The organism is Paracrocinitomix mangrovi (assembly GCF_019740355.2).
In the GTDB taxonomy this organism is placed as follows: Bacteria; Bacteroidota; Bacteroidia; order Flavobacteriales_D; family Crocinitomicaceae; genus Paracrocinitomix; species Paracrocinitomix mangrovi.
In genome coordinates this window covers 1,873,716-1,896,399 of record NZ_CP091819.1, presented here as the reverse complement: position 1 = coordinate 1,896,399, position 22,684 = coordinate 1,873,716, and the positions used below count along the sequence as shown (strand labels likewise).

21 protein-coding genes, 1 other RNA gene and 1 riboswitch are annotated in these 22,684 nt (G+C 34.9%); of the genes, 14 read left to right on the top strand and 8 right to left on the bottom strand.

All coding sequences use genetic code 11. The features are described from left to right. The first annotated feature begins 39 nt into the window (after window positions 1-39). Both greA and K6119_RS08555 read left to right on the top strand, forming a co-directional pair. Window positions 40-513, top strand: a complete 474-nt coding sequence (greA, locus tag K6119_RS08560; protein ID WP_221838248.1) for a transcription elongation factor GreA — start codon at window positions 40-42, stop codon at window positions 511-513. Beyond that, complete coding sequence (locus tag K6119_RS08555) at window positions 513-902, top strand: HIT family protein (RefSeq protein ID WP_221838246.1); 390 nt, start codon at window positions 513-515, stop codon at window positions 900-902. Before greA ends, K6119_RS08555 begins: the two co-directional genes overlap by 1 nt. On the opposite strand, the gene ruvC is transcribed toward K6119_RS08555, so the two are convergent. Both ruvC and K6119_RS08545 read right to left on the bottom strand, forming a co-directional pair. Further along, a complete protein-coding gene (gene ruvC / locus K6119_RS08550) occupies window positions 899-1,465 on the bottom strand; it encodes a crossover junction endodeoxyribonuclease RuvC (RefSeq protein ID WP_221838717.1) in 567 nt (188 codons plus the stop codon). The two genes, K6119_RS08555 and ruvC, sit on opposite strands and share 4 nt — an antisense overlap. Continuing rightward, window positions 1,462-1,947: a SixA phosphatase family protein gene (locus K6119_RS08545; RefSeq protein WP_221838244.1), complete on the bottom strand. Its 486-nt coding sequence runs from the start codon at window positions 1,945-1,947 to the stop codon at window positions 1,462-1,464. Before K6119_RS08545 ends, ruvC begins: the two co-directional genes overlap by 4 nt. A 173-nt stretch (window positions 1,948-2,120) precedes the next feature. Between K6119_RS08545 and K6119_RS08540 the strand changes: the two genes are divergently transcribed. From K6119_RS08540 to K6119_RS08500, 9 genes are all read left to right on the top strand, one after another. Next, a complete protein-coding gene (locus K6119_RS08540; protein ID WP_221838242.1) occupies window positions 2,121-2,705 on the top strand; it encodes an RNA polymerase sigma factor in 585 nt (194 codons plus the stop codon). Beyond that, a complete protein-coding gene (locus tag K6119_RS08535; protein WP_237828141.1) occupies window positions 2,698-4,269 on the top strand; it encodes a hypothetical protein in 1,572 nt (523 codons plus the stop codon). Before K6119_RS08540 ends, K6119_RS08535 begins: the two co-directional genes overlap by 8 nt. Then, window positions 4,269-5,330, top strand: a complete 1,062-nt coding sequence (locus tag K6119_RS08530; protein ID WP_221838236.1) for a hypothetical protein — start codon at window positions 4,269-4,271, stop codon at window positions 5,328-5,330. The genes K6119_RS08535 and K6119_RS08530 overlap by 1 nt, the downstream gene beginning before the upstream one ends. A gap of 9 nt (window positions 5,331-5,339) precedes the next feature. After that, window positions 5,340-6,419, top strand: coding sequence for a T9SS type A sorting domain-containing protein (locus K6119_RS08525; protein ID WP_221838234.1), 1,080 nt, complete (start codon window positions 5,340-5,342; stop codon window positions 6,417-6,419). Window positions 6,420-6,477: 58 nt separating this feature from the next. After that, an RNA gene (rnpB, locus tag K6119_RS08520) (RNase P RNA component class A) lies at window positions 6,478-6,849 on the top strand. A 53-nt stretch (window positions 6,850-6,902) separates the two neighbouring features. Continuing rightward, a complete protein-coding gene (locus K6119_RS08515; protein WP_221838232.1) occupies window positions 6,903-7,451 on the top strand; it encodes a HEAT repeat domain-containing protein in 549 nt (182 codons plus the stop codon). Between the two features lie 2 nt (window positions 7,452-7,453). Further along, complete coding sequence (trmB, locus tag K6119_RS08510; RefSeq protein ID WP_221838230.1) at window positions 7,454-8,134, top strand: tRNA (guanosine(46)-N7)-methyltransferase TrmB; 681 nt, start codon at window positions 7,454-7,456, stop codon at window positions 8,132-8,134. 124 nt (window positions 8,135-8,258) lie between these two features. Beyond that, complete coding sequence (locus K6119_RS08505; RefSeq protein ID WP_221838228.1) at window positions 8,259-8,786, top strand: hypothetical protein; 528 nt, start codon at window positions 8,259-8,261, stop codon at window positions 8,784-8,786. Next, window positions 8,744-9,085 (top strand): MGMT family protein, encoded by a 342-nt coding sequence (locus K6119_RS08500; protein WP_221838226.1) that lies wholly within the window; start codon window positions 8,744-8,746, stop codon window positions 9,083-9,085. Before K6119_RS08505 ends, K6119_RS08500 begins: the two co-directional genes overlap by 43 nt. Before the next feature lie 10 nt (window positions 9,086-9,095). Here the strand turns inward: K6119_RS08500 and K6119_RS08495 are convergent, their stop codons facing one another. Further along, a complete protein-coding gene (locus K6119_RS08495) occupies window positions 9,096-12,002 on the bottom strand; it encodes a T9SS type B sorting domain-containing protein (protein WP_221838223.1) in 2,907 nt (968 codons plus the stop codon). An 18-nt stretch (window positions 12,003-12,020) separates the two neighbouring features. Further along, complete coding sequence (locus K6119_RS08490; RefSeq protein WP_221838220.1) at window positions 12,021-12,449, bottom strand: hypothetical protein; 429 nt, start codon at window positions 12,447-12,449, stop codon at window positions 12,021-12,023. Window positions 12,450-12,767: 318 nt separating this feature from the next. Then, a riboswitch (cobalamin riboswitch) is annotated at window positions 12,768-12,953 on the top strand. An 85-nt stretch (window positions 12,954-13,038) separates the two neighbouring features. Here K6119_RS08490 and K6119_RS08485 point away from each other — a divergent pair. Together K6119_RS08485 and K6119_RS08480 are read left to right on the top strand one after the other, a co-directional pair. Further along, a complete protein-coding gene (locus tag K6119_RS08485; protein ID WP_221838217.1) occupies window positions 13,039-15,045 on the top strand; it encodes a TonB-dependent receptor plug domain-containing protein in 2,007 nt (668 codons plus the stop codon). Between the two features lies 1 nt (window position 15,046). Further along, the gene (locus K6119_RS08480; protein WP_221838215.1) at window positions 15,047-16,087 is read left to right on the top strand and encodes a YncE family protein; all 1,041 of its coding nucleotides are present in this window, start codon (window positions 15,047-15,049) and stop codon (window positions 16,085-16,087) included. On the opposite strand, the gene K6119_RS08475 is transcribed toward K6119_RS08480, so the two are convergent. From K6119_RS08475 to K6119_RS08460, 4 genes are all read right to left on the bottom strand, one after another. Further along, entirely contained in the window at window positions 16,084-16,497 is a 414-nt protein-coding gene (locus tag K6119_RS08475) for a hypothetical protein (protein ID WP_221838212.1), read from the bottom strand. The two genes, K6119_RS08480 and K6119_RS08475, sit on opposite strands and share 4 nt — an antisense overlap. 69 nt (window positions 16,498-16,566) lie before the next feature. After that, the gene (locus K6119_RS08470) at window positions 16,567-19,098 is read right to left on the bottom strand and encodes a DUF5686 and carboxypeptidase regulatory-like domain-containing protein (protein ID WP_221838209.1); all 2,532 of its coding nucleotides are present in this window, start codon (window positions 19,096-19,098) and stop codon (window positions 16,567-16,569) included. An 86-nt stretch (window positions 19,099-19,184) separates the two neighbouring features. Further along, the gene (locus K6119_RS08465; RefSeq protein ID WP_221838206.1) at window positions 19,185-20,297 is read right to left on the bottom strand and encodes a S1 family peptidase; all 1,113 of its coding nucleotides are present in this window, start codon (window positions 20,295-20,297) and stop codon (window positions 19,185-19,187) included. 5 nt (window positions 20,298-20,302) lie between these two features. Continuing rightward, window positions 20,303-20,797, bottom strand: a complete 495-nt coding sequence (locus K6119_RS08460; RefSeq protein ID WP_221838203.1) for an RNA polymerase sigma factor — start codon at window positions 20,795-20,797, stop codon at window positions 20,303-20,305. Between the two features lie 175 nt (window positions 20,798-20,972). Between K6119_RS08460 and K6119_RS08455 the strand changes: the two genes are divergently transcribed. Continuing rightward, entirely contained in the window at window positions 20,973-22,574 is a 1,602-nt protein-coding gene (locus tag K6119_RS08455; protein ID WP_221838200.1) for a vWA domain-containing protein, read from the top strand. Window positions 22,575-22,684: the final 110 nt, after the last annotated feature.

Sequence of the window (22,684 nt, the reverse complement as noted above, 5' to 3'; positions counted from 1 at the left end):
AGTCGGAAGCTCTTGTTCTTTTTTAAATTACCTTATAATATGTCAGAAATTAGATATTATACTGAAGAAGGATTGCAGAAATTGAAGGATGAACTTAACCACATGAAATCGGTTGAGCGTCCTCATATATCGCAGCAAATTGCAGATGCACGTGACAAAGGTGATCTTTCAGAAAATGCAGAATATGATGCAGCAAAAGAAGCTCAAGGATTATTAGAAGCTAAAATTGCTCAATTAGAAAATATAGTTGCTAACGCACGTATTATTGATGAATCTCAATTGGATAATTCAAAAGTTTTGATTTTGTCAAAAGTGACCATTAAAAATGTCCAAAATGGAATGGAAATTCAGTACACTCTAGTGGCAGAAAACGAAGCAGATTTGAAGCAAAAGAAAATCTCAGTAGACTCTCCTATCGGAAAAGGATTATTAGGTAAAAAAGTTGGTGATCTAGCCAAAATTAAAGTGCCTAATGGAGAAATGGAGTTTGAAATTTTAGAAATTGCTAGATAATGTCAAGCATTTTTACCAAAATAATAAATGGGGAAATACCTTCACACAAAGTGGCAGAAAACGATAAGTTCTATGCTTTTTTGGATATTTCTCCACTTCAAAAAGGCCATACCCTTGTAGTTCCTAAAAAAGAGGTTGACTACATTTTTGATGTAGAGGATGAACTGTTAAGTGAAATGATAATCTTTGCTAAAGGAATAGCAGGTAAGATTAAAAAAACCTTTCCATGTAATAGAGTGGGGATGACTGTGATTGGATTAGAAGTTCCGCATGCGCATATACATCTAATTCCTATAAATGCAGAGAAAGACATGAATTTCAGAAGTGAAAAACTGAATCTGTCACAAGATGAATTGGCTGAGATTGCTCAGAAATTGAGAAATGCTTAGTTGTTTTTAAGCCTTTGAGGATTATCCGATAAAAATCCTTTCCAGCTACCTGATTTACTTTTATTATTTTCTCCAATACCTCCTTGAAAATGGTGGCAAACCGCTGCGGCTAAACCGTCCGTTGCATCCAAATATTTTGGTATTTCCTTTAACCCAAGTAATCTTTGAAGCATATGGGCTACTTGTTCTTTACTTGCGTTTCCGGATCCGGTAATTGACTGTTTGATTTTTTTTGGTGTGTATTCTTCAATAGGAATATTTCTATTCAATGCTGCAGCTATGGCTACACCTTGTGCTCTCCCCAATTTTAACATGGATTGAACATTTTTTCCAAAAAACGGAGCTTCAATTGCCATCTCATCAGGCTTATATTCAGCAATTAATTGATCTACTCGATCAAAAATTCTTTTCAGCTTTTCAGGTTGTGTTTTTAATTTACTTAGTTGTAAAATGCCATAGTTTAACATTACCATCTCCTTTCCCTTTACGTGGATTAGACCATAACCCATAACTACAGTTCCAGGATCAATTCCTAATATGATTTTATCCGTCTTTTTCACTATGGAATAAATACGTCTGGTATATAAATGTCTTTTACTATTCCTGAATCTTTACCAACGTGCTCCCACTTGTCAACTTCAAACGTAAAATGAACCAGCATTCCGGTGGACATGCTAATTGTTTCGCCTGAGAAGTATGAAGCTATATTTGAGATTCCAAAGTTGTGTCCCACATATAAAATCTCTTTTTTCTCGGCATTTTTAACCAGGTGGTGTAAAATCACTTCGTCCTTAGCAAGGTAGAGTTCTTTTAAAAAAGTGATGTCTCCGATTTCTAAGTAATGATTTACAGTGGCTGTGGTTTCTTCTGTTCTTTTTGCAGATGAACTGATGATTTGGTGAGGAATTAAATTATCCTGTTTTAAGCGGAATCCAATTTGATTAATTTGGGCAATTCCTTTCTTATTTAAAGGACGGTCATAATCCACATCATAACTAGCCGGGTTAGCAGCTTTTCCATGTCTCAACAAATACAAATGCAACATTTTTAAAAAAATTGATTTTTTTCCAACCCTAAGTTAACTATTCTCGTTATTATGTATGAAAAATGTTTATCATGGTTTTTTGGGTTTACTGTGATAAAGTGAATAAAACTACTTATTCAGACCGACCCTTCTCTGTATTATAGGGTCGGTCATTTTTTCAGAAAAAGAAACAAATGTTTGACGAGCAAAAAGTCATAGAAGGTTGTAGAAAAAACGACCGCCGTTCGCAAGAGAAGCTATATGAATGGGCCTACGTTAAGTTGATGCCCACGTGTATGCGTTATCACAAGAACGAGGAAGACGCTCGAAATGTTTTGAATCTGGGATTCGTTAAAATCTGTAAAAATCTAGACAAGCTTAAAGAAGGAACTCCTTTTGAAGCTTGGGTGCGAAGAATTATGATGAACACCATCATAGACGAATTCAGAAAAAATAAAAATTACATGCAATTGGTTGATCAAAAAGAAACTGATCGCGAATTGGAGATACATGGTTTGAGTGTTGATAACGGTGTATGGTCAAAACTGGAGATGGATATTTTAATGGGATTACTTAAAAGGTTGCCGGATGTATCCAGAAAAGTGTTTAACCTATACGTGATTGACGGATACTCACATAAAGAAATTGGAGATATGCTTGATATCTCAGACGGAACATCTAAATGGCATTTATCTAATGCGAGAAAGTTGTTACGTGAAATGGTTGTTAAATTGAATAAATCAGAAAATACAGAGCTTTGGGGCTACGAGAATGGCTGAGGAAAATAAACATATGGATGATGCTTTCAAGCGAATGAGTGAGGAATTTGAAGTTTCTTACAATCCTTCGTTTTGGGATGAAGCTAAAGCTAAACTGGATGATGCTAATCTGGATGACGCATTCAGAGCTGCTGCAAATAATGCAGTGGCTATTCCTGATTTTAGTCAAACAGAAGGCATTGATGATATGTTTATGGACAGTGCTTTTGTAGATGCTTCTGCCAACCAAACGGCTGATTACAATGCTTCTTTCTTTGAAGATTTCATGAAGAAAGAAGGTGACTTATTGATGGATGATGCTTTTAATGAAGCTGCTGCTGCTACAGTAGTTGATTATCTTCCTGAGTATTGGTCAGATGCAGATGTTGCCTTACAAGATGAAGGTTTGCATTACGAGTATGATAGCGCATACTGGCAAGAAGCTAAGAAGTTACTGGATAAATCTGATAGAAAAATATTCTTTACAAGATGGTCTGCGGTTGCAGCTATCTTGCTATTGTTGTCGTTTGGAGGACAATTCACTACTACTCCTTTATCTGAAGTAAATGCTATGCATGCTTCAAATAAAGTGGATTCTCCTCAAAAATTAGGTCAAATCACCTTAGAGTCTAAGGATATGGTGAATCTGGGTGATTTGAATGCTAATGATATGGCAAATCAGTTGAATAATTCAACCTTAAGCAATGAGGACTATGCTCATCAAACAGTAATTGATAATTCAACTGTTGTTGATGTGTCTGCTACAGGTGCTGTTGAAGGTAGTGTAAATCCTTCAGAGGTGAATTTTGCTTTAGGAATTGAAAATAGAGCAGAAGACTTGTCTAAAAATGAAAGTCAAAACACAACTATTCATGCTGTGCCGGGAGCAAAGACACAAATTTTACAATTGGGTTACGCAAGACCAATTCCTGAAATCGAACTTGTGCCTAAAAAACCAATGTGGAGACACAGTGTATCGGCTTTTGCCAGATCAGGTATAGGAAATAAATGGGGAGATTTTAGTTATATGCCAACCATGAGAAATGGAGCCGGAATTGAGTATACTGTTTCTCATAGTAAAGTATTACCTGATGTTGATTTTGGTGGTAATTTGATGGTGTATCATGTTCGTCAAAATGCTTTAGGAACCGTTCAAAGACAAACTGTTTCAGATGCTTACGGAACACATAAGTATTGGAGACAATGGCAGTTGAAAGATATGGTGTTTACTAATCTTAATCTAACTGTGGGTGTAAGAATTGCGCCTTATCACAAATTGAGCTTTGGAGCAGGAGTTGAATATTTAACTGCAGTAAAATCTAATATGTCTTATGTGAATGAACCAACAGGAAAGATTAATACAATTAATAATAACTGGGGTGTTAGAGATGGTTTAAATAACTGGGATATGAAATTGGGTGTTGGATATGAATATGAAATATCAAATAGATTTACGTTGCAAGCCAACACTAGTATTGGAGTATTTGATAAAACAGTAAACAGTATTATGCTGAACAAACTGGCAGATAGAGATATCAGTTTGATGATGGGTGTAAAATATAACTTGTTTACAGTGAAGAAATAATGGGTAAAGGTAAATTGTACATATTAGGAATTGTGTTAGGGCTAGTTGCTTGTAAAAAAGAGCCATTACCTGATTTGCCACCTGCATCACCACCATACTATTCCATCAAAGGAAATATTGACGGTAATTTTGTAGAAATGAATGTTGATCAGGAAGGGATACATATTTCGCAAGGAGTAAACGTTGAAAATGGTATCAAAACTTATTATGGACAGTTGATATCTGTTAATGATGATTTATTGCTTAAAATTGAATTTACTCAACCAGAACAACTCAAATCTAGCAATGGTATTAATCTGATGAATAACGGAAACATCAGTTATATGCTTCAGCAAGAAGGCTGCCTTGCTCCATCATTTGGAGGAAATTTAACGCAAGGAAACTTTTTAATGATTCAAAATCAGCAGGGCGTTTTTGAACAAGCTAATCAGTTGGAATTTGATGAGTACGGGATTTATGATGTATCATTTAAGTTTACGGACGTAGGTCAAAATACAATTACTGTTCCTGTAAATTATGGATATCACAATAATTCATTGAATTCAGATTTTACTGCATCTGCCTTACAAGATTCAGTGGTGCTTACGGCTAATTTGAATGAGTACACACACGATTGGTATGTTGATGGAAATTATATAGGAAGTGGGTTTCAAACTATCACTACAATGCCAATCGGAATTCACAAAGTTGAGCACGTCATAAGAGATGAGTACATGAATGAATCCTCTAGTACTTCATTGATTAGAATTATTGATTTTGTCTTTGATTGGCAAATGAAACTAAATCAGTGTTCAGGTGGAACAAACAATCAATCCAATTATGGAAAAGTAAAAGTTACTGTAGTTAAAGACGGAGTTGAATTTAAATCTGAAAATACTCCATGGAATATTTACAATGGTAACTTTAACGTAAGCGATATTGAATATATTTCTTCAAATGCAGGAACTCCAACAAGGGTTGTTTTTGATTTCTATTTTGACGCATTATTAGCGACAGAAGGTGAAACAGAAACACTATCTTTGAGTTCAATGTCAGGGACATTTAATGTTGGACTGCAATAAACTAAAACCATGAATAAAATTTTACTTTGTACTGCATTGCTGATTTCAGGAATGAGTTATGCCCAAATTACTATTACTAGTGCTGATTTTGCTGCTGCTAATGACACAGTAATGGTGAGTACTTCAGATGAAACTTCTTTAGATTTTGTAACAACAGGAGCAGACGTTGTTTGGGATTTTTCTACCATTAATATTCCTACACAAACAATTGATACTTTTCATTCTGTAGCAGGTTCAGCAGCTTTGTATCAAGCAGTATTTAACAATGCTTGGTTTTATCCAGAGCATGAGTCTGACTATTATACTCCATGGTTTGGAGGTGGCTTGTCTCAATTAGGGCAATTTGGAATTGGAATTGAAAGTCCAGTTCAATTTACAGCTGTATTAAGTAATCAAGTAAAAAATACCGGAATTGGATTTTATATTCAAGGACAAGGAATCCCGGGACCGGCAGATACAATTGACATCCAATATGAACTTCCAATGAATTATAGTGATGCCTGGACATCTCCTTCATATATTGAAGTGGATTTGAATCCGGCTTTTGATGCAATTTATACCAGATATCAAATCAGAAATTCAAATGTAGATGGATGGGGTACAGTTATTACTCCTTTTGGTTCTTTTGATGCCTTAAGAGTTAGATCTCATTTAACTTCTCAAGATTCTATTTATGTTGGGTTTTTAGGCGGAACTTATGCTTTACCAACTCCGGATAGAGTAGAATATCATTGGTTTACCAATGGTCAGAAAATTCCAATTTTTTCTATCACTACAACCGATATTGCAGGAACAGAGACTATAACGGAAGTTAAATTCAAGGATAAAAAGAGGGATTTTGCTTCAGTACAGGAAAATGCTATTAATTTCAGTGTATATCCAAATCCTACAGCAGAGTTTGTAACTATTAGTACAGACAATGTGGCTGAGAAAATTGAAATATTTGATGCAAAAGGAAGTATGATTTATAATGTTGTACCCACTTCAAATCAATTAAAAATAAACACAACTAATTGGGATAAAGGAATTTATCTAATTAAAGTTGATCAGCAAAATACTGTTTCTACCAGTAAATTAGTTGTTCAATAATTGTTCTTGTCGTAAATTTGCAACGATTCCAGATCAGGAGTCGTACTTAAAGTAAATAAAAACAAACCGGCTTGTCGCGCGCTTATGTGTGAGGAAAGTCCGGGCAGCATAGAGTGTCATGCTTCCTAACTGGAAGGAGTTAAAATGGCGACGTTTTAGCTACAGATAGTGCCGCAGAAAAAATACCGCCATACTTGTTGTGGTAAGGGTGAAAAGGTGAGGTAAGAGCTCACCGTACTGATGGTGACATTAGTAGCAGGGTAAACCTCATGAGCTGAAATATCATGTAAACCGGGGTTTGAGGCTTACTCGGCCGATCTCGGAGGGTAGATAGATGGATCACGTGAGTGATTGCGTGACTAGATAAATGACAAGCATTATCCGCCTTGGCGAATAATTACAGAACCCGGCTTATAGGTTTGTTTTTATTTATTTTTTGGATTATCGTTTCAACTATAACTATCTTTGTGCCCCAATTTTATTATGGCAGAAAAAGATTCACAAAAAAATAAGAAAGTAAAGGAATTACTGTCTTTATTAGCTTCAAAAGACGAGCAAAAGCAATTGCAAGCAATCAAGTCTCTAAAAGTTCATGGAGATGAAACAGTAATTGAGCCTTTGGTACAAGTACTTGCTGCTTCATCTTTTGATTCAGTGAAATATGAGATTACTGAACTTTTAAACACAATAAAGTCTTCCAAAGTACCTGCACAAGTTGCAAAATGTCTTGAAAATCCGGATTACAAAGATGTTAGACAGATATTGCTTGCATCAATTTGGAATTCAGGATTGGATTACAGACCATACCTTGGTATTATTGCAACTGCTACAGTTGAGGGAGATTTTATGGATGCTATGGAATGCATTACTATTATTGAAAATATTGAGGAGCAATTGGAGGAAGAGCATATTTTAGATGCGATAATGGTATTTAATGCCTATTTGGTTGACAACAATGATAATGATGATTCAAAAGTGAATCTTATTAAGGAGATTGTTGTTATTCTTCAACAAATGAATGACAATTTGTAGTCATGCCTAAAAAGAAGCTCATCAGATTTGAAGATATCAAAACCATGGACTGGGTTGTTGAACCTACCATGGAGGAGATAAAGAATAAACAGTTTCCATTAAAAGGAAAATGGGCCAAAGAGATTTTTAAAAATGATTCGCCCATAGTATTGGAACTAGGTTGTGGAAAAGGTGAGTATGCTGTTGGGATGGGAAGAAAATTTCCGGATAAAAATTTTTTAGGTGTTGATATAAAAGGAGCACGAATTTGGTATGGAGCCAATACAGTAAGGGAAGAAAAAATGTCTAATGTGGCATTTTTAAGAACAAGAATTGATTTTATAGAAAGCTTTTTTGCGCCAAATGAAATCAGTGAAATATGGCTTACTTTTTCAGATCCTCAGCCAAGAAAGCCAAGAAAGAGACTTACTTCAAAATTGTTTATTGATCGTTATAGAAAGTTTTTAAAGCCTGGGGGAATTGTTCACCTCAAAACAGATAGCTCTTGGTTGTTTGCTTCTACGCTTGAACAAATTGATGAACATCAATATGAATTAATTAGCAAAAGTTGGGATTTGTATGGTGAGTTGGTTGAAAATTTAGATGTCGATACACGTGAAATTTTAGAAATAAAAACTCATTACGAACAAATTTTCTCTGAAAAAGGACATGATATTAAGTATGTTAAGTTCAGAATCAATTAATTAGGATTTTCTTAGCCTAAATTTAATCGACAAACTGTTGCTTTGTTTGCCCATTTTTCTTTAATTTACTGGCAACCGTCAATATTTTAAGACGTTTTAATATTAGAATTAAACACTTATTACTTTGAAATTAGCCAGATTTTATAGCGAGGGGGAACTTTCTTCTATTCAAATTTCGAATGAAGAAGAGGCGGTGAGTGAAATCAAAAATTTGTTTTTTGGTGAGCAATTAGAGGAAGAGCAAATCATGCTTGAAATCTATGCTCAGAACAAAGGTCTAATAAGTGATGTTGACGAATTACGCTTAGATTTTGACCGTATTTTCTCTAAAAAACAGCTAGTGAAAAAAGGTTTTTTATCTGCCAAAAAGCTAGTTGATTCATCTAATTATAATCAAGATTTTTCAATTCAAACGATTCTTTCAATCAAAAGCGAGCAAACATATTTGAACGCTAATTTTAGAGGGTTTATGATTTTGTTGCCAAGACATAAGTGGTTGGCAAAGGAAACAGAACCTATGTTGTTTGCAAAATTGAAGAATGATAACTTTTATTGGGTGAATGCTGATCAATCTAAAAGTCAACCTAATTCACTTCATAAGTTTTGGAATTGGATTCAAAAAAAGATTTCTTTCAAGACGTCTTCCAAGTAGTAGCATTAATACCTGAAGGTAGGGTCACCTCTTATGGTGCCATAGCCAAGTATTTAGGAGCAGCTCGATCTAGCAGACTTGTTGGTTGGGCTATGAATGCATCTCACAAGAATAGTATTAGTATTCCGGCGCACAGAGTGGTTAACAGAAATGGTTTGTTAAGTGGTAAAATGCATTTTGAAACACCCAATACAATGCAAGAAAGACTAGAGGCAGAAGGAATCAAAGTTGTTAATGATCAGGTCCAAGAATTTAAAAAGCTCTTCTGGAATCCTTCAGAAGAGCTTTCATTTGATTAATAATTTATAGTTACTTGATTAAGGTAACATGACCTGTCAGTTCTATCGGTAAATCTGTACTGATTTCAATTGCTGATATTTTCCAAATATACACACCGTCTTGTACTAAACTTCCTTCATGAGTACCATCCCAACCTCTATTAATATCGTTGGTTTGAAATAGTTGTTCTCCCCATCTATTGTATATGCTTAAGCTATAAGAATCAGTAGCATAACCAGAAAGTATCGGCAGAAATATTTCGTTTTTGCTGTCGCCATTTGGACTAAATGAGTTTGGAGCATAACATGTTCCATTTTGCTCTATAATTATGTGAGCACAGGTTGAATCTATACAGCCAAAAGCATTGGTTGCTATTAAACAAACTTCATAATCTCCGGCGGTAGCATTAGGAAAAGTAAAGGTTGGATTTGTTTCAGTGCTATTTCCTAATCCGGCAAAATTCCAGTTATAGTTTGTGGCACCAGAAGACAAGTTAGTAAAGTCAACTGTGGTGTTGTAAAATGAAACAGCTGAAGTACTAAATTCTGCAACAGGGCTGTCGTGTACAATTAGATAATCTATTTTTTCTGTTGTTGTAGAACATCCATTTGCATCAGTAACTGTAAGTGAAATTGAATAGGTACCAACTCCTGCATTATTTAGAGTGTAAGTTCCTCCATTATAATTGTTTCCATTTACACTCCAATCATAATTCCAAAGTTGATTTTGATTTGTTGGACTTAGTAAAAACTCACCTGGCGCACATGATTCTGTAATGTCAGATGTAAATGCTGAAGGTGGAACCGGTAATACTTCAACTGTATAAGTTCCCGGAGCAGTACAATTTGCTGGCACATCATACGAAAGGTTAAATATTCCTTCACCTGCCATGCTTGGTACAAAAATGTTACCAGGTACTACTCCTGTTCCACTCCATGTTCCGTTTCCTGCGGGATCAGGAAGAACAAGGCTATCTGCATTTAAACATACAGCAGCAAATCCATTAACGTCAACAGGGACAGGTTGTATAACTTCTACTGTTATCCATGTTGTATCTGTACAAGTTCCAGGCGGTACATATCCTATTTGATGAATTCCAATTCCAGCAACACCCGGATTAAAGTATCCGGTAGGCAACATTCCGGCTCCTATCCAATCTCCACCTGAAATTGAAGGAGCAAAATCTTGTAATCCTGCATCAACACAGATTATTGGTAAAGCATTTAAAGATGCAGTTGAAGGTTGAGTAACTTCAATAACGATAGTTTGTGGACCTACACAAGTTGAGTTTGGAGTATACAAAATTGAATGATTACCAACTCCTGCTATACTTGGATCAAAAGTCCCATTAACTGGATCTGTAATTCCAGTTCCGCTCCAGATTCCTCCTGGAATATCCGAAGTGAAGTTCAATGGAGTATCATTTAAACAAGTTTGTGAAGGCCCACTGAGATTTGGACTAGCTTGATCAGTAACTTCTACAACTACTACGTCCGTTAATGGACCACATTGGGTCATTACATCATAAATAAATGTGTGAATTCCAACTCCCGCAATTGATGGGTCAAATATTCCGTTTACTGGATCTGTAATACCAGGTCCTGTCCAAATACCTCCAGGTATGTCAGCAAAAAGTTGAGCTTGAGGATCTCCTACACATAAAGTAGAAGGACCATTTACATAAAGTTGTTGTGGTGGGGCAGGATAAAACCATGCTCCATTGTTCCATTGTCCCGGAATTCCACAGGCTCCTCCTCCCGGATCATCACATGCCTGAACTAAATCATAAGTGAAGTAAGTAGCAACAGTTGGGGCAGGATCGATTATAATACTAGGACCTCCCATTGAGTCGGCAATAAAAAAGTAAGGATTAGCATTCCATTCATAAACCGGAGTACACGTTACCGGAGTAGCCGGTGCAACCGGAACAGTATATGTTGCTGCGGCAAAAGTGTTGCAAGCGTTGTCATTAATTGGTTCCATAATAGGTCCTGAAGCATAGTTTTGAGTGACAGTATCACCACATACAGATTGTCCTGTAAAAGAAACATTTGCTTCTGTAAGGAATCCAATATCTAAACCAACACAATCAAAGATTTGTACTTGCCAACCCGGATCAGTTGCATCACATCCAAATATAGGTGACCAATCAATTGGTGCTCCGTTTCCTTGAACGCCGTATGTCCCTGATAATGGTGTTGGAGTGTTACACACATTAAATAGTGCTGTTGATAGGGAATTAAAAGTTAAGCTATCAACATTGTTCCCAGAATTGCAATTCATAGGTAACCCAATTTGATAGTTTACAGGTGATAAAGCAACTACGGGGCTTCCGCAGGATGCTGGTCCTATTAAATAGTATCCTAAATCTGATACATAAGTGTGCTGTGCTGAGAAGGATACAGTTATTTCAGTGCTGCTATCTACATAGATAGGTTCTGCTGGTGGTGCGTAATAAGGTGTTGTAACGGCAGGTGTGCCAGGAGTGAAGTTGGCATCAAGTTGGACACCTGTACAACCAAATGGAGTTGCGGTAACCGTAAGTGATGAGCCTATGGCCGGAGTTATTACTTTTACAATCCAAAGTCTGTAGCATCCTACAATTTCTCCTAATCCATCAGTAACAGTAACACGGTATCCTCCTTCTGGAACATCAATTGTTGAAACTGGAACATTTGATTCAGTAATAAGTGGAGTCCAGGAATTGGAGTTGCTACTGTATTCTTGCCAGTCAAACGTCCATCCGGCTACACCACCTTCAGGTATTACTTCTAATGAGGCTAATACAGGATCTGTACAGAAATAATATACTGAGTCTTCTACTTGACCAGTACCGTAATTTGAAAGTACACCTCCATATGGTGCATTTGTACAATACAACTGCGAAAATCCAACAGTTGATATAAAAAATGATATGATAAATATTATAGATTTCATTTTGGGGGTAGATTAAGGTTATTTTAATTTGAAATGGTTAGCGAAAACGTCAAATGGTTGTTTTATTTGATCAGTCTTGTCTCCGAAAGTGTATTGTGATATTCCGATTGTATGGAATATTTTGGCCCATACATTAGAATTACTGATATCACTCTTTAAGCTAATTTTAACTTGCAAGCCGTTTACTTCAATTTTGATTCGTTCGGCATTTTCAGAGTTTAATTCATTCATTTCTTTTTCTTCATTTGAGTTTAAAACTCTAGATAAAGTGAATTCAACTACAGTGAATTCATCAACAGATTTATTGAAATCAGCATGATCATCAAAAAATGCTTCAAGTTCAGTTTCTTCATTGATCTGAAAGATTGATGAATTGGTGTTTGAATTAGCAAATAAGCTAATTGAGAGGATATTGATTAATATGAAAGTTATATAGTTCAGTTTCATTTTTGTAAAAGTTTAGGCAATACTTTTCCAAGTCCAATTATTGGAATGTTAAATCAAATAATTAAATGAATTTGGAATTGCTTAGTTAGATAATTGAATAGCGATAATTAAATTTTATCGAAGGGTTTAGAAATTTTTCAATAAGCAAATAAATTTTTTAAATGGTTAAAAATCAAATAAATAAGTAAATATTCAATTTCTTTGCAACATCTAATAAACGATAGGAGTTCTTGAATGGTTGCTTTTCATGTTGATTTTTCAAAAAATAATTAAAATTGGAATCCTAAATAAGTGTGTTTTTATGGAGTTTATTTAAGTACTTTTGCCTTGAGTTTTGGTCCATGTTTTATACATGGTTAAAAGGGAAACAGGTGAAATTCCTGTACTGTTCCCGCAGCTGTAAGCTCCGAAACCTTGCTGATTACCACTGTTCGTTCTGTTCGAATGGGAAGGTAGCAAGGCCAGGGAGTGAGTCAGAAGACCTGCCATCATTCATATTAAACAACGCTTTCGGGATAAAAGCAAGTTTGAGTGAAGAATTGAAATTCATCACTTGATCTCTGTTTCTATTCCTTTTAAATAGTATAGTTTGAGTCTATTAGGACAGATATTTAAAAGAGAATGGTGTGTATTGTTGTTTTTTTTGCAGACGAATCAAGTTTCTGCTCAAGACACTTCACACACTTTAAATCCGGTTACCATTGAAATGGTGAGGGCAGATGCGCGTGTTTCTCAAATTGAAACAACTGCACCTTCTTACCTATTGTCCAATAAAAAAATTGAATTCCTTGGAGTTAGAGATGTTGGTGGAGCTTTAAAAGTGATTCCCGGTTCACTTATAAAAGATTATGGTGGAATAGGTGGTGTTAAAACTATTTCATATAGGAGTTTAGGTTCTTCACATACAGGAGTTTTGTTAGATGGAAATAGTCAGCAAAATACACAAGTTGGTACCATTAATCTGTCACAATTTGAGTCTTTTGGTTTGAAAGAAGTGTTGTTTACCAGTGGACAGCCTCAAGTATATTTAGCTATGGCTTCTGCTTATATCCCGGCGAATACCATTCAAATAAACTCAAAGTTGATGTCTTTTGACACCACCTTCAATGCTGAACTGTATCAAAATGTTACTTCTATTAATAGTTACGAATCAGGAGCAATAGTTAAAGTGCCGCTTGGTAATAAAGTGTTTGTTGGAACCCAATTGTTTTCAAAGTACGGTTCAGGAGAATATGACTTTAATTATGATTTGTCAGGTTCCAATGTAAAGTTGAGCAGAATCAATTCTCAAATTTTCAATTATAAAGGTAGAATTGGAATGGGGTATAAGTTTAAAAATGGGATGTTAAGAGGAAGCTTTTACTTCAATAACAATCAGCAAGAACTTCCAGGAGCAGTTATTTTATATAATCCTTCAAATGATCAAAAATTATATAATGAAGATTATAGGGGTGACATAAATGTTATGTCAATAAAGAATAGTTGGACCATTAAATCTCATGGATTTGTTCAATCCAATTATCTGAGATATTTTGATCCTACTTACTTCAATTCACAAGGTTTTTGGAGCTCTTCTTATTTAAATCAAATTTTAGGGGCCGGTATAATGTCCTCAGTAAAATTAAGTAAGCTCTCAGCCAGACTTTATTTTGGTTCGGATGTATACTATTCGCAATTAAAAAGTAGCGAATTCAACAACCAGCCTTTCAGAGCAGGAGCTAATTCTGTAGTTGCCATGAAGATTAATTTTCCAAAGTTGATTATCGAGGCAAATGTAAATCATCAATTGATTCATGATCAGGCAAGATCTGCCGATACAACAGTGCTTAAAAATTATTCCAAACTAAGTCCATTCATAGGATTGAAATTGCTTCCGTTTGATAATGTCAAATTTGGAATCAGGTCCTCTTATAAAAGAGTGTTTAGGATGCCAACATTTAATGATTTGTATTATAATTTTTTAGGGAACACAAACTTATTACCTGAAGACGCACACCTAATCAATTACGGATTGAGTCATGAATTCGATCTTAAAAATTACAACATTTTGGAGTTGAGTGTAGATGGATTTTATAATGCAGTAAAGAATAAAATCATAGCCATACCTACCAAGGATATTTTTAATTGGAGTATGCAAAATTTAGGTAAAACCAAAGCGGTTGGATTGGATTTGGCCATGTTGTACGCCCAGGAAATAAAGGATTTTAAATGGAGTGTTTCTGCATCATTGACAATCAACCATTCTGTAGATATTACAGACAGTACAAGTAGTTCTTATGGTCATCAGCTGCCTTATACTCCTTTACTTGTTTCAAATTTTGGGGCCAATTTTAGTTGGAAAGGTTGGATGATTTCTAATAATCTCATTTATACAGGCGAGAGATATTCTCTTAATGAAAACATTGCAATTAATCACCTTGATCCATTCTTTGATTGGAATGTAGGATTGTCAAAAGAATTTGAGTTTGGTACTGCTTATAAGTTGTTTGTTAGCGCCAAAGTCATGAATGTTTTAGGCAACAATTATGAAGTTGTCCGAAGTTTTCCAATGCCTGGAAGATATTATCAATGCACATTAAAATTTAAATACAAGTAAAATGAAAAAGTTAATTTTTACAACCCTTTCCGCTACTATGCTTTTGTCATGTAAAAAGGATGAACCGGTTGTAATCAAAGGGGATTACGATAACGGAATCCTTGTAATGAATGAAGGTTTGTATCAACAGAATAATGCATCAATTTCATTTTTTGATTATGAAACTCATCAGGTAACTCAACAAGTGTTTTATACGCAAAATGGAAGAGGTTTAGGTGATTTGGCGAATGATTGGGAGTATTATACAATAGGAGATTCTGCATATTTTATTATTGCGGTTGATTTGTCAAGTCAACTTGAAATTGTAAATGCCAGAACCATGAAATCTGTTAAACAAATTCCTGTTTTTGATGGGACTGTTGCTAGAGAGCCAAGAATTGTAAAGGTTCAAAATGACAAAGCATACAGTATCAATTATGACGGAACTGTTTCTGTGGTAGATTTAAAATCTAATACTATAACTAACACCATTTCTGTTGGAGCCAACCCTGATGGTGCAGCCATAGTGGGGAATTATCTTTATACTGCTAATTCGGGAGGATTAAATTGGCCTGATTATGATTCTACCATCTCAGTTGTAAATCTTACTACAGAAACTGAAGAAATGCAGTTTTATGGTAGAACAAATTGTTCAAGTATGATTACAGATTCACAAGGTGATATTTATGTTTTGTCAAATGGGAATTACGGTAGTATTGCTCCGGCTATGTTGCGAATAGATACCCAAACAAATTCGGTAAGTGAAGAATGGGATTTTTCAATAAGTAGTTGGGCTAAATACGGCGAGATGATTTATTTCCATGATGCAAATTTGAATGGGATTTACAGGTTCAATACCTTGACGGAAACTTTTGATAGTAATCCCCTAATTGATTGTAGTTCGTATACCAATATGTATTCAATTCATGTGGGAGACAACATTATTGTGACTACAGATGCTGAAGGTTGGACGACTTCATCTACCGTTAGAGTTTATGATGGTGCCGGAATTTATAAATACAGTTTTACAGGCGGATTTGTAGCCAAGGATGTTAGGTTTTAAATAAACCTGATAAAACCCATTCTATAATTCCATCCTGCTTTGCCTAAGGAGGCATCTGCTCCAAGAGTCATTGCAAGTACTTTGATTTTTGTAGGGTCTATGTCTCCAGTGGCAAATGAAAATTCATAAGCCAGTCCTTGGTTGGTGAAATTCTTTTTGAAAACAAGCTCTTTTTCGTTTCTGGCAATAAAGGTGGCTTTTTTACCAATTTGATTATCTCCACATAGGTAGGCAGAAAGATGAAGTGAGTCTGCTCTCCACCAGGCTTTTTTGGTGATTTCAATGGTGTCATTTATTGCTTGTTGACTTTGATATAAAGTAAACTGATCTAGCTTAATGGTAAAGCTATTCACATTAGCATATCCCAAGGTGGATATAAATACTATTGCTAAAAATGCAAGTTTCATCATGACAAATATCCTAAAACAAAGTTCATTCCAGAATAGTCGTGCAGTTTATTTGAAAAGATTTATGAAATTTTAGAAGTTAAACTTCAAATCTCGCTCATTCATTATGTCAAAGGAGACTTTAAATTGGACGTTTTTAGGCTTCTGATCGTCCGGTATAGCAAAAGCATTATTGGCCCAACTAAATATGACATAGGCACCTATCCGCAGTCGCCGCCTCATAAATTTAAATGTCCTTTCTATTCCCGTATATGCCTCCATGTAAAAATAGTTGTTGTGTTCGGGTAAAAACAAAGTACCTCCTCCAACTAAGGCTTGGATTCCTGTTTTCTTCATGAAAGGAATTTTATTGATAAGTGCTCCGTTAAAGTGATGTATATAATGCAATTCAAAATAAAAATCCTGAGTTTGGTAAGATGAATCAAGGTTTTGGAATGAGTATAAAGGTTGACTTAAGAAATATTTAAAGAAAGGGTCCGAATCTGATTTTCTAAAGAACTTTCTATCAATATAAAAGACACTATCCTGATTCACAAACTTACCCGATTTGACTATGTAATAGGATTTACCCATGGTTCCAATATTAAACTCCTGGTCAACCGTAAAGGATATGTAGTCAAAGTCTACTACCGATTTTAAAATATTTCGATATCCTTTTTCCCAATAAAATGAGAGGGTTGGCCAACGACTTCCTAATACTACTTTTCTGTTAGGTTCAGTCATATATTTTTGAAATGGCGTAAACTGAATACTCAAGTTTGTTCTGAATGCGTTGTATGGATTAAAGGTGTAAGGTTCAGGATCTTCTTGTTGTAGCCATTTGTCAAACCAACTGATGAATTTATAAGTTGAATCAAAAGGTTCTCTGTGCTCAAACCTGGCACTTGTAGCAACATATAAACCATTGGCAACTTCAATTCTGTGCCATGCTCCAAACTTATTGTTCATGTACCAGTTGCTCCTACTCAATGTTCCCAGGTATGAATTCCAGCTGTTGATGAGGTCTGTTTCCCGGGATCCCCAAATGGACCAGGTTCCAAATTTCTTTGGTAAATATCTATGATAAATTCTCAATCTACCTCTTGAATCCCAGTTGGTGACGCCAATTGAATAATCGCCATCTACGTCAATCCATTGCTCATCTTCCCATTTTTTGAAGTACTGAAATCCCGGTCCTATTCTTGGTCCACCTGCCGATATAGGTTCAATTAATTGAGCTACAGAAGAGATGTACCATTGTTCTTTTTTCTCTCTATTTCTGTGCTCAAAACCAAACCACAAGGCTTTCAACCAGGTAATTTTATTGAAAACAGCATCAACTGAATCAAGGTATTTTTCTGAAGTATAAATAGCGGTTAAACTATCCTGAACGAATTTTTTTCTTTGCTCTTCAGGTGTTAGCGGTACAGGTCTTATTTGATCCCAATAAGTTGAATCTCTTTCATAAGCTTCTTTGGTAGTTACACCAATTTCGCTGTTGAAAAACTTTGGAGGATAGGTAGGGTTAAAGTTCCAATTCGAATAAGAAACTGTGGTGATTCCGTGAACTTTTTCTTTAAAGTATTTGGTGTCATATTCAAAGGATTGTTTGCTTACAACCCAAAACGAATCAATTTTTTCATAGTCTTGTGTGATTCTGAAATTGTCATAAATTTTGAGGTTTCCTTTATGCATGCTCACATCAACCTTTGTAAGCACCCATTCACTTTTTAATATCCATAAAAATCCCTCCATTGTTGAGGTTCCAACACTTCTTGGTGAAATTTCAACTTTATAAATAGTGTCGTTTTCAATTTCTATTACTTCTTTGAGTTTGTATTTGTAGTTCAAAATACCTGCAGGATGTAAAGGGGAAACGATAGGGGTGCGGTGTAAATCATCTTTTCTGATTAAACTTTCATAGAAGTTAAATTCTCCGCTTGTAGTGGTTTGAAAATAAATTTGATCCGGTCTTCCTAGTTTATCATAACCATTTCTTATTTCCTTTATTTTGTTGGGATATTGAAAGTGTTTTTCAAGATTTATTTCAACGAGGTTAAGACGATTTTCACCATTCAGCTTGTTGTTGATTTCGTCTTTTTGTTTTTGAAATTTATCATTGGGCTCTTCATCAGTTTCATCTTGATTTTGATTCTTTTGTTCTTGTCTTGTTTCGTAAGTTTCAACTCCTTTGATGTATACTTCACAATTGTATGAATCAAATTGTTTGATCAAATCTTTTTTATGTGAAATAACGTTTTGAACAATTTCCCACCCAACATTTCTCTTTTTAGTTTCAACTTCAACAGTGTTTAATTCATTGTCCTTTTGTTTTAGCCAAACGTTCTGTACTGTTGGTTGAACTTTGTCTATGGTTACTTTTACTTCTTGATCTTCAAATCCAACACATTTATAGATGACATCATAAGTTCCCATATCACAACCAAAGAAGTATTTTCCTTCAGTGTCTGTAACTGCTCCTAAATTGTTGAAGTTTTTAACGTAGACTTTTGCAAAGGGAATTGGGTTGTTGCTTTCATCATATACAAATCCCTGTAAGCTTTGTGCAAATTGGGTTTTTGAACAAATCAGCAATACCAGGATTATGAGTGTGCGTAGACGCATTTCAACTATTAGACACGAATGTAATGCGCAAAGTTACAGTAAGTAACATTAATTGTCTAAAAAATGTGTTAAGTGGTGTTAATTGATCAATGAATTTCAAACACAAAATTGCGGTACTTTGAAATGAATTGTTTTACCTGACTGTAGCGTTTAGTATAGTTTCTGCTCATGTCAATGTCAATAGAATCCTTTAAGTTATCCAAGCGCTCTTCAATGTATTCAGGTCGTAAAATATATGTCACAGATTGTTTTTTAGAATTATTGGCGATTATCATTCCAACAAAATTTCCCTTTGTATTAAAAAGTGGTGCTCCGCTATTTCCCGGATTTGAAGCCATGCTTAGTTCGTAGGTCAAGGAATCTGACTTATATCCGGTTTCTGAACTAATGGTTCCTTTGGTGTAAACAATGTCTGATTTAGGATATCCTAAAGTGAAAACATCTTCCCCTAATTCAATTGATTTGGAGCTTATTTTAAATGGAACAGCTTCTAGATTAGTCGCGTATTTTTCTGAACATTTTAAGATGGCGAAATCAATTACTGAATCGACATATACAACTTCAGCATTAAATGTGATGCCTAAATCTTTTTGTTGAAGTTTGACAAGCTCACTTTTTTCTACTAGGTGCTTTGATGTTAGAAAATAGCCTCCATTTGAAATTAAAAATGCACTTCCTTTTGGTAATTTTCTTATTAAACTCAAATCTTCATCAAGTTTATTTGGTTTGTCATCAATGCTATCAAGTTCTGTTGCATTTTCTTCAACTGTATCGTAAACTTCAACCAACTCAGCTTCTTCCTCAGTATAGGCAGATTCGCCCTCTTCTTCATTGTAAAGTGGACGATAGTCTTCAGACTTTGCTAAATCTTCATTACTGGTATTTCCAAATGGATTTACAACCATTACAATGAATATAATACTGGCAGCGATTCCTAATGGAATTAAGAATTTAGGTTTGAGTAAGACATTATTTTTTTTCTTGCCAATTTCATCATTGTGAATAATGTCTAGTTTATGCAGAATCTCAGCATATTCATGTCCTTCAAATATGTCTTGAGCTAATTTTTTATGCTCTTCAAATTCAGCAGACAAATCAATATCATTAGCAATCAGTTTTTCAAAATCTGATGCCTGCTCTTGATTTAAGTCTCCATTCAAATAAGCGTCAAACAATGCTATTTTTTCCTCTTCGTTCAAAATCTCTATCCTTTTAACATCATTTTTTTAAGCCTCAAAAAACACTTGTACTTTTGGTTTTTAGCGTTATTGGCATTTGTATAATTGAGCATTTTTGCAATTTCTTGCATGCTTGTTTTAAAGTAGTAAAACTGAACAATAATTGTTTTGCAAGGCTCACCCAAAGCTTCAATACACTCTTTTACTTTCTTCTTTCTTTCTAATTGCGTAAAATCTTCCTCCGGCAAATTGTTGTCCTCTATTTCAGCTTCATAACTTTTGGGGTCTATTTTATTTTTTGTAAGCTTTTTAAGCCACAAATTTTTACCAATTCCAAATAAAAAAGTGCTGAGTTTGGACGTTAGCTCAAAGCCTTCTTGTCCTGCTTTTTTAATAAGTAGATAAATGGCATCCTGAAAAACATCTTTTGCATCATCAGATGAACCATTGTTCTTAATCACATACTTCTCTACCATTGGATAAACCTCTTTGTAGACAGCTCTTAAAATTAGGTCGTCCATTTGTCTTATTTTCTTGACTAATTCTGACGGTATTTCCTGATCAATTTGCACTGTCTAATTGTATATCCTGATAATGGTTAAAAGGTCACCCAAAATAAAAAAAAATAAAACATGGGTGACCTTTTAAATTTTCAAAGGATACATCAATAAAAACGAAATCTAAAAAATTGAAACTATGAAAACACGAAATCTTAAAATAGCAGCAGTTGCTACAATGATTGTTCAACTAACTGCATGTGGAGGTGGCGAAGGTTCGTCATATGAAGATCTAGGTCAATCTGAAAACTATAACAAGGTAGCTTATACTGAAGAGGAAGCAGGAGAAATAGTTGAAAATTACGACATGGATATGATGATGGAAGATGATATTGCACAGATAGAATTTAATACCGAAGAGTATGCTTACATGCCTGAAAATGAATTTTTATCTCCTGGATCCAATCCGCTTTCTACTTTTTCTATTGATGTAGACAATGCCAGCTATACAAATGTTAGAAGATTTATAGAAGATGGAGTTAAACCACCTGTTGATGCCGTTAGAACAGAAGAGTTTATAAATTATTTTGATTATGATTATCCGGTTCCTACAAAAGATGAAACATTTTCAGTTTATACTGAGGTGGGAGATTGTCCTTGGAATAAAAAAAATAGATTGGTGCATATCGGGCTAAAAGGATATACTGTAGATGTTGAAGATCTGCCTCCTTCAAATTTGGTTTTTTTAATTGACGTTTCGGGTTCAATGGAAGATCACAACAAATTGCCACTACTTAAAAAATCATACAAATTATTAGTGGATAAATTAAATGCAAAAGACAGAGTTTCAATTGTTACTTATGCCGGTGATGAGCGAGTTGTATTAGAGTCTACTTCATGCGAACACAAGGATGAAATTAAAGAGGCAATTGACAATTTAACTTCAGGCGGATCAACAAATGGTGCTGGTGGAATCGAAAAAGCGTATGAAATTGCAGTAGACAACTTGTTGGAAGATGGAAATAACAGAGTGATTTTGGCTACTGATGGTGATTTTAATATTGGTAGATCTTCTGATGGTGAGCTTACAAGATTAATTGAAGAGAAAAGAGATCAAGGTGTTTTCTTAACCATTTTAGGATTTGGAATGGGTAACTACAAAGATTCGAAAATGGAAAGTTTAGCGGACCATGGAAATGGAAACTATTTCTACATTGATGATATCAGAGAAAGCAATAGAGTGTTGGTGACTAATTTGGCTGGTACCTTACTGACGATTGCTAAAGACGTGAAAATCCAGGTAGAATTTAACCCTGATTTAGTAAAAGAATACAGATTGATTGGTTATGAAAATCGCGTAATGAACAATGAAGATTTTGACAATGACAAGAAAGATGCAGGTGAATTGGGAGCGGGTCACACAGTTACTGCGATTTATGAGATAGTTCCAGGAAAAGCTGATAAATCAAACTTGAAGTATCAACAGTCGCAATCAAGTAAATCAGATGAATTGGTGTGGGTGAAATTGAGATATAAAAAACCAAAAGGGAGCAAGAGTAAATTAATTGAAATGCCAGTTAAAGATAAAGGTCTACAATGGGAAGAGAATTCTGAATCTTTCAAGTTTTCTGTTGCTGTTGCCGGTTTCTCATTGATATTAAGAGAGTCACAATACATCAATGATTTTGATATGGATGATGTAAGTGATATGTTAAAAGAGATTGTAAAAATTGATGATTTACAAAAAGTTGAGTTTCTACAACTGGTAGAACAAGCAAAATTGATTCCTGAAGCTTCTTAGTAATAAATGATTAAACGCCTGACTCAGGAGTCAGCAAATCGGCTTACTTCATTCGCATGATAGTAAGCCGATTTTTGTTTTATCACATCCGGCAATGAACAATTTTATAT